Annotated in this window: 12 protein-coding genes; 11 read left to right on the top strand and 1 reads right to left on the bottom strand. The window is 38.4% G+C overall.

What is annotated here, in order from left to right:
* Positions 1–70 precede the first annotated feature (70 nt).
* The 11 genes from pyrR (at position 71) to ACTNEP_RS03145 (ending at position 12452) form a co-directional block, all read left to right on the top strand.
* Positions 71–619, top strand: a complete 549-nt coding sequence (gene pyrR / locus ACTNEP_RS03195; protein ID WP_441160188.1) for a bifunctional pyr operon transcriptional regulator/uracil phosphoribosyltransferase PyrR — start codon at positions 71–73, stop codon at positions 617–619.
* Between the two features lie 135 nt (positions 620–754).
* Positions 755–2137: a solute carrier family 23 protein gene (locus ACTNEP_RS03190; RefSeq protein WP_441160187.1), complete on the top strand. Its 1383-nt coding sequence runs from the start codon at positions 755–757 to the stop codon at positions 2135–2137.
* A 29-nt stretch (positions 2138–2166) separates the two neighbouring features.
* Complete coding sequence (locus ACTNEP_RS03185) at positions 2167–3096, top strand: aspartate carbamoyltransferase catalytic subunit (protein WP_441160185.1); 930 nt, start codon at positions 2167–2169, stop codon at positions 3094–3096.
* Positions 3056–4336: a dihydroorotase gene (locus ACTNEP_RS03180; RefSeq protein ID WP_441160184.1), complete on the top strand. Its 1281-nt coding sequence runs from the start codon at positions 3056–3058 to the stop codon at positions 4334–4336. Before ACTNEP_RS03185 ends, ACTNEP_RS03180 begins: the two co-directional genes overlap by 41 nt.
* Entirely contained in the window at positions 4333–5424 is a 1092-nt protein-coding gene (locus tag ACTNEP_RS03175; protein WP_441160182.1) for a carbamoyl phosphate synthase small subunit, read from the top strand. Before ACTNEP_RS03180 ends, ACTNEP_RS03175 begins: the two co-directional genes overlap by 4 nt.
* A complete protein-coding gene (carB, locus tag ACTNEP_RS03170; RefSeq protein WP_441160180.1) occupies positions 5424–8624 on the top strand; it encodes a carbamoyl-phosphate synthase large subunit in 3201 nt (1066 codons plus the stop codon). The genes ACTNEP_RS03175 and carB overlap by 1 nt, the downstream gene beginning before the upstream one ends.
* Complete coding sequence (locus ACTNEP_RS03165) at positions 8621–9382, top strand: dihydroorotate dehydrogenase electron transfer subunit (protein WP_441160179.1); 762 nt, start codon at positions 8621–8623, stop codon at positions 9380–9382. The genes carB and ACTNEP_RS03165 overlap by 4 nt, the downstream gene beginning before the upstream one ends.
* A complete protein-coding gene (locus ACTNEP_RS03160) occupies positions 9379–10287 on the top strand; it encodes a dihydroorotate dehydrogenase (RefSeq protein ID WP_441160177.1) in 909 nt (302 codons plus the stop codon). Before ACTNEP_RS03165 ends, ACTNEP_RS03160 begins: the two co-directional genes overlap by 4 nt.
* The gene (gene pyrF / locus ACTNEP_RS03155) at positions 10287–10991 is read left to right on the top strand and encodes an orotidine-5'-phosphate decarboxylase (RefSeq protein WP_441160176.1); all 705 of its coding nucleotides are present in this window, start codon (positions 10287–10289) and stop codon (positions 10989–10991) included. Before ACTNEP_RS03160 ends, pyrF begins: the two co-directional genes overlap by 1 nt.
* Positions 10984–11607: an orotate phosphoribosyltransferase gene (gene pyrE, locus ACTNEP_RS03150; protein ID WP_441160175.1), complete on the top strand. Its 624-nt coding sequence runs from the start codon at positions 10984–10986 to the stop codon at positions 11605–11607. Before pyrF ends, pyrE begins: the two co-directional genes overlap by 8 nt.
* Positions 11608–11867: 260 nt before the next feature.
* Complete coding sequence (locus ACTNEP_RS03145) at positions 11868–12452, top strand: GrpB family protein (protein WP_441160173.1); 585 nt, start codon at positions 11868–11870, stop codon at positions 12450–12452.
* 113 nt (positions 12453–12565) lie between these two features.
* On the opposite strand, the gene ACTNEP_RS03140 is transcribed toward ACTNEP_RS03145, so the two are convergent.
* Positions 12566–13312 carry an SDR family oxidoreductase gene (locus tag ACTNEP_RS03140; RefSeq protein ID WP_441160172.1) on the bottom strand — a complete coding sequence of 249 codons (747 nt, stop codon included), beginning with the start codon at positions 13310–13312 and terminating at the stop codon, positions 12566–12568.
* Positions 13313–13539 lie beyond the last annotated feature (227 nt).

The raw sequence follows: 13539 nt of genomic DNA, 5'->3' as shown, positions 1-13539 counted from the left end.
TATTCTTTATAAAGAGTAGGTAAACATAATTGTTTGTTTTAATAATGCAATGGAAAGTGAGGTTTTTATGATGAATAAGAAAGCAAATGTATTAGATGCTTCGGCAATGAGAAGAGCATTGACTAGAATTGCACATGAAATTCTGGAACGTAATAAAGGTGTTGAAGGATTAATGCTAGTAGGTATTAAAACAAGAGGAGTTCCTATAGCCAATCGCCTTCAACAGCGTATTCAAGAGATTGAGGGTGTAAAGGTACCAATTGGAGAATTGGATATTACGTTGTATCGTGATGATTTATCTCCAGTTGATAATAATCATCAGGAACCAACGTTAAATGAAACCAACCTAAAAGAACAAGTGACAGGTAAAAAAGTTATATTAGTGGATGATGTTCTATATACTGGTAGAACGGTCAGAGCTGCAATGGACGCAATTATGGACCAAGGAAGACCGTCACAAATGCAGTTGGCTGTTCTAGTAGACCGTGGACATCGTGAGCTACCAATACGTGCTGATTTTATCGGTAAGAACATTCCAACCTCACAAAATGAAATTATAACGGTTGAGTTGGAAGAAATCGATCAAAAAGATAGTGTCAGTATATATGAAAAAGAATAAGACCTTTAAACAAGTACAGAGATGCTTGCAAGGTCGCATGTTAAGGATACGTGTATACCTATATATTACACGTTTACCTCTTTGCGACCAGCAAAGAGGTTTTTTTATTAGCTAAATAAAAAGGGGAGACAGACAATGTCAGAGAAAAATATGGTCTTGGACGTAAGAGAAATACCAAAGTTATCAAGATGGATTCTTTTTAGTATACAACATTTATTTGCAATGTTTGGTGCAACGATTTTAGTTCCGTTTTTAACTGATTTATCACCAGCAGTAGCATTAGTATCCAGTGGTTTAGGAACACTTGCCTATCTGCTTATTACAAAGGGGCAAATCCCAGCATATTTAGGTTCCAGTTTTGCTTTTATCGCACCAATTACTAGTGCAATGGCTCTTGGTGGCCCAGGTGGAGTGATGGTGGGAAGCTTTCTAGCTGGAATTGTTTATGGAATCCTTTCATTGCTGATAGCAGCATTCGGAACAGATTGGATTGTGAAAATACTACCTCCGATCGTAGTAGGACCGGTCATTATTGTGATTGGATTAGGTCTGGCACCTACGGCAGTTGATATGGCTATGAATATTGATGGGGAATATAGTGGTGTTCACTTTAGTGCAGCGATTGTTACCTTGCTGATCACTATCATCGGATCCTTACTATTTAGAGGATTCTTCGGGCTTATCCCGATTTTGATCGGGATAATTGCAGGTTATGTATATTCACTAATTATCACTGCTGTCACAAATGTTCAAGTATTAGATACTAGTGGAGTACAAGCAGCATGGGAGAAAATCGTTTCCAGCAACTCTTTTGGAGATTTCCTCCAATCCATCTTTTTAGTCCCTGACTTTGTGCTTCCATTTGTCAGCTATAATCCCTTAGAAGTTATCAGCTGGAGTGTAGTGTTACTAATGGTTCCTGTAGCGGTTGTAACAGTAGCGGAACATATCGGTGATCAAATGGTTTTATCCAAGGTAGCAGGGAAGAATTTTATTAAAGAGCCTGGATTGCATCGCTCTATATTAGGGGATGGGGTAGCAACAATTATTGCATCCATTCTGGGCGGTCCGCCAAATACAACCTATGGAGAAAACATTGGCGTTCTGGCCATAACAAGAGTGTTTAGTGTGTTTGTTATCGGTGGTGCAGCAGTATTAGCAATTCTTTTCGGGTTTATCGGAATAGTTACTGAACTAATAGCTTCTATCCCTACCCCGGTAATGGGAGGAGTATCGATCCTACTATTCGGTATTATTGCATCGAGTGGATTGCGAATGTTGATCGATAATAAAATTGATCTAGGTATTAAAAGAAATCTTGTGATCTCGTCGGTTATTTTAGTAGTTGGAATTGGTGGCGCATATTTGAACATTCCAATCGGAGATGTTGATGTAACAATCGCAGGCATGGCATTATCAGCTTTAATTGGTTTAATTTTAAATCTTATCTTACCAGAAAAAGAATCAGGTTATGGTAATGGTAATATGTTTGCAGAACCTGAGGATGCAGATAAATAGACTAAATCAAAAGCTGGGAGGAATGAAAGATGAAACATTTTGTTACGATGAAAGATAGAACAGAAACGGAAATACTTCAATTGGTGAGAAGGGCTAATGAGATTAGTCAGAAAGGGGTTGAACCTCTGCAAGGACAATATTTTGCAGCTAACCTTTTCTTTGAACCTAGTACTCGGACAAAAATGAGCTTTGTTGTAGCAGAAAGAAAGCTTGGAATGGAACCTTTGGATTTTATGGCGGATTTTTCAAGTGTAACTAAAGGTGAAAGTACGTACGATACAGCCAAAACGTTTGAATCCATTGGAGCTAATCTTATCGTGTTACGACATAATGAGGAGAATATCGCCCATCAATTAGCAGAATCTTTATCCATCCCAGTCATCAATGCAGGAGATGGTACTGGTGAACATCCAACTCAATCTCTTCTGGATCTTGTGACCATTTATCAAGAGTTTAACCAGTTTAGTGGATTAAAAATAGTGATTGCAGGAGATATCAAGCACAGTCGTGTAGCAAGATCTAATGCTTTAGCCCTTTCTACATTAGGCTGTCAGGTATATCTAACAGGAAAGAAAGAGTGGCACGATGAGAGACTACCTTTTCCATATGTATCGATGGATGAGGCAATTGAAATAGCTGATGTACTGATGTTACTACGTATTCAATATGAACGACATCAGAATCAAATTACTTTACATCAAGAAAGTTACCTAGAGAAATATGGTTTAACAATAGAAAGAGAAGCAAGAATGAAAAAACATGCAATTATCTTACATCCTGCACCAGTTAATAGAGGGGTAGAAATAGATACTAGTTTGGTAGAATGTGCAAGGTCCAGAATATTTAAACAAATGAAAAATGGTGTGTCAGCAAGAATCGCAGTAATGGAACAGCTTTTATACAAAGGGGGCAATTTTAATGAAGAAAGTCTTAACAAACGTCAAGCAGTTATTGGATAACGGCAATATTGCATCTTGTGAGATTGCAATTGAAGATGGAAAGATCATAGCAATCGGAACCGACTTGGCATTTCCAGAAGCAGAAAAAATAGATGGTAAAGGAAACTTGGTTACTCCTGGCTTTGTCGATGTTCATGTCCATTTAAGAGAACCTGGTGGTGAAGCAAAAGAAACAATTGCAACCGGAACAGCTGCAGCAGCACGTGGGGGATATACGACAGTATGTGCGATGCCGAATACCCAGCCAACCCCTGACTCAGAAGAAATATTACAATCGATTCAGGACAGAATAAAGGAAACAGCATCGATTCGTGTATTGCCATATGCCTCGATTACAGAGCGACTTGTAGGTAATAAGCTAACAGATATGAAAGCATTAAAGCAAGCAGGAGCATTTGCTTATACAGATGATGGCGTAGGTGTGCAATCAGCAGATATGATGCTGCAGGCAATGACTGAGGCAGCGACGATTGATATGCCAATTGTTGCTCACTGTGAAGAAAATACGTTAATTCATAACGGTGTCATGCATGAAGGAAACGTTAGTAAACAATTAGGCTTACCAGGTATACCTTCTATTTGTGAGTCTGTCCAGATTGCTCGGGATGTTTTGTTAGCAGAAGCTTCAGGATGCCATTACCATGTATGTCACGTGAGTACGAAAGAATCTGTACGAGTGATTCGAGATGCAAAAAGGGCAGGTATTCGTGTAACGGCAGAAGTAACGCCACACCATCTGTTAATCAATGAAAATGCGATCAAAGATAATGATGCTAATTTTAAAATGAACCCACCTTTACGTGCCGAAGAAGATCAAAAGGCATTAATTGAGGGTTTGCTTGATGGGACAATCGATTTTATTGCAACAGACCATGCTCCTCACACGACGGAAGAAAAAGCTAACGGTATGGAAGAAGCACCTTTCGGTATTGTCGGATTTGAAACAGCATTTTCTTTATTAAATACCCACTTTGTTCAAAAAGGAATCTTTACATTGAAGCAGTTAATAGATTGGATGACCGTAAAACCTGCTGATACATTTGGATTACCATATGGGAGAATTCAAATTGGCGCAAGTGCTGATTTAACACTGCTTGATCTTGAAGTAAAAGAAACAATAGATAAGCATTCATTTTTATCGAAAGGAACAAATACACCATTTGATGGGTGGGAAATAACTGGCAAGCCTGTTATGACCATTTATCAGGGACAGACTGTATATGAGGAGTGGGCAGAATGAAAAGACAACTTATTTTAGAAGATGGTACTGTTTTTAATGGGGAAGCATTTGGTTCGTCAAAAGAAAGTATTGGGGAAGTCGTGTTTAATACTGGAATGACTGGCTATCAAGAGACCTTATCCGATCCTTCCTATTGTGGACAAATTGTCACAATGACCTATCCACTTATCGGAAATTATGGAATTAATCGCGATGATTTTGAAACAATTACACCTTCTATCTTCGGTTTTGTAGTAAAAGAATTTAGTGATAAACCATCAAACTTTCGCAGTGACGAAAACTTGAATGAATACTTAAAAGCTAATAATATACCAGGTATTGCAGGCATAGATACAAGAAAACTAACGAAAATTTTACGAAAGCACGGTACAATGCGAGGGATTATAACGGAAGCAGGTGCGGAGGATAAGGAAGCACCGGGAAAATTAGCACAGGCAAAACTAATGACTAATCAAGTAGAAGTGGTGTCTACCGTAAAGCCATATGTATCACCTGGAAGAGGATATCGTATTGTTCTAGTAGATTTTGGCATGAAGCATGGTATTTTACGTGAATTGACAAAGCGTAATTGTCATGTGACCGTAGTTCCTTATGATTATAGTGCAGAAAATATCTTACGCTTAAAACCTGATGGCATTATGCTGACAAATGGTCCCGGTAACCCGAAAAATGTACCAGAAGCAATTGAAATGATTAAAAAAGTAATTCCACATGTACCAACTTTTGGCATTTGCTTAGGACACCAGTTATTAGCATTAGCGTGTGGTGCTGATACCGAAAAATTAAAATTTGGTCATCGGGGATCCAATCATCCTGTTTATGATTTTGAAACAAAACGAACCTATTTAACCTCACAAAATCACGGTTATGCGGTAACGGAAGAATCGATAGCACAAACTGACTTAGAGCTTACACAAGTTGCCTTAAACGATAAAACGGTAGAAGGGATTAGACATCTCAATTATCCGGCTTTCTCCGTACAATATCACCCTGAAAGCTCACCCGGTCCAGATGATACCAATTATTTGTTTGATCGTTTTATCGAGAACATTGCAAGCTATCAAGAAACACAGAAGGAGGAAGTCTAATGCCAAAGAGAACAGATATTCAAAAGATTTTAGTAATAGGATCAGGACCGATTGTCATTGGACAGGCAGCAGAGTTTGACTATTCAGGTACACAGGCGTGTCAGTCACTGAAAGAAGAAGGGTATACGGTTATTTTGGCAAACTCCAATCCAGCTACCATTATGACAGATCATACGATTGCAGATACAGTTTATATGGAGCCTTTAACCGTAGAATTCTTATCTAAAATTATTCGCAAGGAGCGTCCTGATGCGGTATTACCTACTCTTGGTGGACAGACAGGGCTAAACTTAGCAGTTGCGTTAGATGAATCAGGTATTTTAGCTGAGTATGGTGTAGAGTTGCTCGGTACCAAATTAGATGCGATTCAGCAAGCAGAGGATCGGGAAAAATTCAGAACATTAATGAATGAAATTAAAGAGCCTGTACCAGAAAGTCAAATTGTCAATACAGTGGAACAGGCAGTAGATTTTGCTGATGAAATTGGCTATCCACTAATTGTAAGACCGGCATATACACTAGGTGGTACTGGTGGCGGTATGTGTTATAACGAGGATGATTTAAGAGAAATTACCAAAAGCGGCTTATCTTTGTCTCCGGTAGATCAATGCTTAATTGAAAAAAATATTGCCGGCTTCAAGGAAATTGAATATGAAGTTATGCGCGATAGAAATGATCAAGCAATCGTTGTTTGCAATATGGAGAATATAGATCCAGTCGGTATTCATACCGGCGATTCCATTGTTGTCGCGCCTTCTCAAACGTTAAGTGACCGTGAATATCAAATGTTGCGTTCTGCATCCTTGAAAATAATTCGAGCATTAGAAATAGAAGGAGGCTGTAATGTTCAATTAGCTTTAGACCCATACAGTTTCCAGTACTATATCATCGAAGTAAATCCAAGAGTTAGCCGTTCTTCTGCATTGGCTTCTAAGGCAACGGGATATCCTATTGCAAAGATTGCCGCTAAAATTGCGATTGGTATGACTCTCGATGAAATAATTAACCCTATTACCGGAACAACTTATGCATGTTATGAACCAGCATTGGATTATGTAGTAACCAAATTCCCACGTTTTCCGTTTGACAAGTTTGTCTTAGGTAATAGAACGCTTGGTACCCAGATGAAAGCAACAGGTGAAGTAATGGCAATCGGTCGTAATTTTGAGGAATCTTTACTGAAAGGAATTCGCTCTTTAGACATTAGTGGAGAAGACTTCTACTTACCGAAATTAGCAGATGAATCACTAGAATCGTTACTAGACCGTTTGGTACATGCCGATGATGAACGGATATACGTTTTAGCAGAAGCACTGAGAAGAGGCGTGTCAGTTGAAGAAATATTTCAACTAACGAAGATCGATCGCTTCTTCTTGGATAAACTGAAAAAAATAATAGATTTCGAACAAAAATTATCAGACATTCCTCAAAACCTCGATCTGTTAAAAGAAGCAAAAAAACTAGGTTTGTCAGATACACACATCGCCCGTATCTGGAATGTCGAGGCCGATGAAATTTATCAACTTCGAAAATCTGAAAATATACTACCAGTTTATAAAATGGTAGATACGTGTGCAGCGGAATTCGAATCGGAAACCCCTTATTTCTACAGTGCATATGAAGAGGAGAATGAATCTATTGTGAGCGGACGCCAAAAAGTATTAGTAATTGGCTCTGGTCCAATTAGAATCGGGCAAGGAATTGAATTTGACTATGCTACGGTGCATTCTGTATTAGCACTGAAAGAGGCAGGCTATGAGGCAATTATTATGAATAGTAATCCAGAGACAGTTTCAACCGATTTTAGTGTCTCTGATAAATTATACTTTGAACCATTGACATTAGAAGATGTTATGCATGTGATTGATCTGGAGAAACCAGCAGGGGTTATTGTTCAATTTGGTGGCCAAACAGCTATAAACCTAGCAGAAGGATTAGAACGCCGGGGAGTTAGAATTTTGGGAACACCCCTTTCTGCAATTGATACTGCAGAAGATCGGGATAAATTTGAACAGCTTTTGCAAGAGTTACAGATTCCACAGCCACAAGGAAAAAGTGTGCGACAGTTAGCACAAGCAAAAGAAGTAGCGGCTTCAATAGGTTATCCAGTACTTGTAAGACCATCGTATGTTATCGGTGGAAGTCAGATGGAGATAGTTTATAGTGAAGCTGAATTAGAAAATTATTTAGCGAAGACAAACCATATTAAGCATAAACATCCAGTATTAATAGATAAGTATTTAACTGGAATTGAAGTAGAAGTAGATGCGATCTCAGACGGTGAAACAACGATCATCCCTGGGGTAATGGAGCATATTGAACGTGCTGGTGTACACTCCGGTGACTCGATTGCGGTTTATCCTACCCAACGACTATCAGCCGGTATTAAACAAAAATGTGTAGACATCACGATAAATATAGCGGAAAAACTTGGGGTAAAAGGACTGATCAATATTCAGTTTGTCGTCCATCAAAATGAAGTCTATGTGTTAGAAGTGAATCCAAGAGCAAGTCGAACGATTCCATTTTTAAGTAAAATAACAGGAGTAACAATGGCTAATATTGCGACACGTTGTATTATTGGGGAGTCACTTGCAAACATGGGCTATCAAACAGGTTTGTTGCCAGAGCCGGAAACTGTTTCTGTTAAGGTTCCTGTATTCTCTTTTGCAAAATTACGCAGTGTGGATACAATGCTCGGACCAGAAATGAAGTCAACAGGGGAAGCAATTGGAAGAGATAGAACATTGGATAAAGCATTATACAAAGGATTAACTGCTTCAGGATTAACGATTCCAATGGAAGGTGCAATTTTGATTACGATAGCAGATAAAGATAAGGCAGAAGCATCTGAAATCGCTAAGCGTTTTTATGAATTAGGATTTCACCTTTATGCAACAGAAGGAACTGCTCATACGATCAGAGAATTAAATATCCCGGTTACAGAAGTTGGCAAAGTTGGAGCAGAAGGCAAGAATGTTATCTCGATTATTGAGCAAGGGGAAGTACAAGTAGTCATTAATACGTTGACATCCGGTAAGAAGCCTCGTTCAGATGGCTTTAGAATCCGCCGTGAAGCAGTAGAGCATGGAATCCCATGTTTAACAAGTTTAGATACGGCTGAAGCGATTGTGAATGTGATTGATTCGACAACATTTACTGCGAAGCCAGCAGTGGAAGGGAAGGCTATTGTACTGTGATAACAAAACAACAGTTGAAAATAAAAAGTCATTGGCAAATTGCCAATGATACCTTTGAAGTAGTACTAGAATCACCATTAGCAAAAGCATTAAAGCCGGGGCAGTTTGTCCACATTGCCTTACCAAATCATATGTTAAGAAGACCGGTATCCGTGGCTGGCGTTAATGCTGAAGCAGAGGCATTTACGATCATCTTTAAAATTTTTGGTGAAGGAACACGCACATTAAGTAAATTTCAGGCTGGAGACTCACTGGATGTTATTTTACCATGCGGCAGCTATTATCCAATTGAACAATTAAAAATAGACCATGCATTAATAGTAGGTGGAGGAATAGGTGTCCCTCCACTCTATTACCTAGCTAAAACACTTAAAGAAAAAGGTGTACAAGTAACTAGTATTCTTGGTTTTCAATCAAAGGATCAGATTTTTTATGAAGAAAAGTTTCTATCATTAGGTGATACGTATATTGCAACAAACGACGGCAGTTATGGAACAAAAGGCTTTGTCACCGATATTATAAGGGATGTTAATCCATCCTTTGATTATTTTTTCTCTTGCGGGCCAACACCAATGTTAAAGGCAGTTGCGAATCAATTAGATGGGCATAAAGGCTATATTTCATTAGAAGAGAGAATGGGCTGTGGAGTTGGTACATGTTATGCATGTGTTGTACCATTGAAAGACGATCCTAAGAAATCAAAGAAGATATGTAAAGATGGGCCAGTATTTGCGGCAAATGAGGTGATCTTAACATGAATTTAGCTACAAGATTACCAGGCTTAACATTAAAAAATCCTGTCATGCCTGCTTCAGGTTGCTTTGGTTTTGGAAAAGAATATAGTCAGTTTTACGATTTAAGTGAGCTCGGTGCGATTATCGTGAAAGCAGCAACCGGTGAAGCTAGATATGGGAATCCAACACCACGAGTAGCAGAAACATCAAGCGGTATGTTAAATGCTATTGGTCTGCAGAATCCTGGTGTAGAAAACATTATAGAGGAAGAATTACCATTTTTGCGATCATTTGACACGCCAATTATTGCAAATGTTGCTGGAAGTACGGTAGATGAATATGTATATGTGACCAAAACGTTAAATCGATCAAAAGATATTGCCGCAATTGAATTGAACATTTCTTGTCCTAATGTAAAAGAGGGTGGTGTCCAATTTGGAACAGACCCGATATTAGCTAAAGAAGTGACCGATAAAGTAAAAGAAGCTAGTGACTATCCTGTATATGTCAAAATGTCACCAAATGTATCGAATATTGTAGAAATGGCAAAAGCGGTAGCAGAGGCTGGTGCAGATGGTTTGTCAATGATTAATACGTTAACAGGAATGCAAATAAACTTAAAACAGCGCAAACCAATTATTGCCAATAAAACAGGCGGATTATCAGGTCCTGCGATCAAACCAATAGCGATTCGTATGATCTATGAAGTACGTCAATCTCTTGATATTCCGATTATCGGAATGGGTGGAATCGTGACAGCGGAAGATGCTTTAGAATTTCTCTTAGCAGGGGCAAATGCAGTAGCTGTCGGAACAGCTAATTTCCAAAACCCGCTAGTATGTCCTGATATCATTAGTGATTTACCTAGTGTTTTAAAAAAGTATGGATTCGAATCTGTGGAAGACGCGATCGGAAAGGGGCATCGTTAATGGATCAACCATTTTTTCTCGCTTTAGACTTTCGAACAGCAAATGATGTGAAAGCATTTATTGATAAACATAAGCTTGATGGAGTACCTGTAAAAGTAGGAATGGAATTATATTATCGTGAAGGCCGAGAAATGATTGATTGGCTAAAAGAACATGACCATCCGATTTTCTTAGACTTAAAGCTTCATGATATTCCGACAACGGTGGAAAAAGCGATGTATAATTTGGCTAGCTTAGGGGTTGATATTGTTAACGTCCATGCTTCAGGAGGATCCGAAATGATCAAGGCAGCAAAGAGAGGGCTGGAAGCAGGGACACAGGACAAGGTTCCTACGCTAATTGCGGTAACCGTGTTAACATCAATGGATCAATTGACTTTGCAAGAGGAATTAAACATAAATCAATCAGTAGACGATGCCGTTAACCGGTTAGCATTATTAACAAAAAATAGTGGTGCAGATGGCGTTGTATGTTCAGCACATGAAGTACCAATGATAAAACAAGCTTGTGGAAATGACTTCTTAACCGTAACACCTGGGATTAGACTAAGTGATTCTCAGGAGAATGATCAAAAACGAGTAGCAACCCCTCAGCTGGCTAAACAAAATGGAGCAGATTATTTAGTAATAGGTAGAAGTATTACACAGGCAGAAAACCCAAAAATAAATTACGAGCGAGTGGTAGAGGAGTGGAGAAATGCTTAAGTCAAAAGAAATTGCCAACGCATTATATGAGATAGATGCTATCCAGATTCGTCCGGACAGATCATTTGTCTGGACATCTGGTATTCATTCTCCTATCTATTGTGATAATCGATTAACGATGTCTTATCCAGAAATCCGCAAACAAATAGTAAAGCAGTTTGCAGAAATAATTAATCAATTCGAAGAAAAACCAGATGTGATTGCTGGGTGTGCCACCGCAGGAATACCTCATGCTGCATGGTTAGCGGATTATTTAAATGTGCCGATGGCTTATGTACGATCAAAACCAAAAGGACATGGTAAGCAAAATCAGATAGAAGGTAAGGTAGAACAAGGAGATAAAGTCATTGTAATTGAGGACCTTATATCTACTGGTGGATCATCTATCGAAAGTGCACTTGTATTACAAGAAGCAGGTGCTAAGGTTTTGAGTGTATTAGCTATCTTTAGTTATGGATTGCAAAAGGCAGACAAACAATTTAAAGATGCTAAAATACCTTATAGAACGATCACTAACTTTGATATTTTAGCTAGTGAATTAGTAGAGAATAAAGAAATCACAGAATCTGAAAAAGTCGACTTATTAAAATGGCGTGATGAACTGGGGAATATTTGATATTTCCTGGGAAACCGCAGGAAATGTACTAATTCGATATTGTTCGACCTGAAGTGGGCGGGATGTCACCATTGGAATGCTGAGGTAATATGAGACTAATAAATAGATATTGTAATTTTGTATTATAAGGGAAAGTTCAATAAAAACTAAATTCATAGTTTGGTGGATAGTTAGTATCAATCTTTTTGTTTTGTCGTTTCATAATCACTTCGGATAAATGTTGGTTTTAACTATACTTAACAAATGAGAGAGTGATTTAATTGACGTCTGAATATAATGATTCCACTTCTAAAAGTGATAAAAGGCTTCAGGAGGTAACAGTTGGGGAACTCACCCACCACCATGCAACTATTACGCTCCTGGATTATGATCCAAACTGGCCAAAGTTATTTGAACAAGAAGCTGAAAGGATTCGTTCTATACTTGGAAACAAAATTTTGCAATTAGAGCATGTTGGCTCCACTTCAGTGCCGGGACTATGCGCAAAGCCAATTATTGATATTCTGTTGGTTGTAAGAGACTCTGCAGACGAAGCGACGTATGTTTCTGACTTGGAGGATGCAGGCTACATTTTACGTATAAGGGAACCAGAGTGGTTTGAACACCGACTCTTGAAAGGTCCTGATACAAATATCAATCTACACGTATTTAGTAAAGGATCATCAGAGATAGATCGAATGTTGCGCTTTCGTAATTGGCTAAGAACGAACAATTCCGATCGAGATAAATATGGAAGCGTAAAGCGTAATTTAGCTCACCGTAAATGGAAACATGTACAAGACTATGCAGATGCCAAAGATTCGATAGTTCAGGAAATTATGAAGAGAGCAAATGCAGTGGATTAGAAGGATGATATCGTATTATCGATATCTGAGAAGTATAGGGCTGTCGAGAGAAATTATCGACAGCCTGTGTTATTCCGAAATAACATGGTTTACCTATTATTGTCTAAATAAATTTACCAAGGTTGAATGGTTGGTCCGATTGTAAATTCATTAACATTCGTATCTTCTGGTTGATCAATCGCAAATGCGACCACATTGGCGACTCGATCAGGAGTAATCCCATATTGCTCGTACATCGCAGTCATACCTTCTGCTGTATTCTTATCACTTATCGTATCCAACAATTCTGTGTTAATTGCTGCTGGATAAATCGTTGCGGTACGAATGTTGGTACCTTCTTGGGCAGATTCCATACGTAATACTTCCATTAAATCACGTACTGCCCATTTGGTAGCACCATACACGGCACCACCTGGGTAAGCTTTAAGTCCAGCTACAGATGAAGTAGTAATGATATGGCCTGACTTCTGGGAAGTAAATGTTGGCAATACTGCAGCAATCCCATTTAAAACCCCTTTTATGTTAATATCAATCATACTGTTCCACTCGTCGGTTTTTAACTCTGAAAGTGGTGAATTTGGCATAATTCCAGCGTTCAAGAATATTACATCTACTCCACCAAACGTATCTTTAGCTAGCTGAACGAGTTGTTGGCTATCATCAGGATTAACAACATCCGTTATGCGATAAACCGCTTGTCCACCATTTGATATTATATCATCAGCTAGTTCTTTTAAACGCTCTTCTCGTCTTGCTCCAAGTACGATTTTGGCACCTTTTTCAGCTAGTAATTTAGCGGTAGCTTCCCCGATTCCTGAACTTGCACCTGTAATTACAACAATTTTGTTCTCAATTGCCATTTAATTATCATCCTTTCTCTACTTATCACTTAAATTATTTCCTACAGTAGAATGATTGTACCTAATCAAAAAATTGACTCGTGTACATGTAGTTCCCTCTCGTAAGAAAAAATAATGCTACATCTGTAGTATAAAAGCTAAAGTTAACTCTAGCGCAAGTAATAATTTATAAAAATTTCAATTTGTTTAATTCATAACTTTAAAGTAAAAGGATCTTTTGCCTTTAT

It is taken from the genome of Gracilibacillus sp. HCP3S3_G5_2 (genome assembly GCF_052063305.1).
Classification (GTDB): Bacteria; Bacillota; Bacilli; order Bacillales; family Amphibacillaceae; genus Gracilibacillus.
This window is presented reverse-complemented; position numbering and strand designations above follow the sequence as displayed.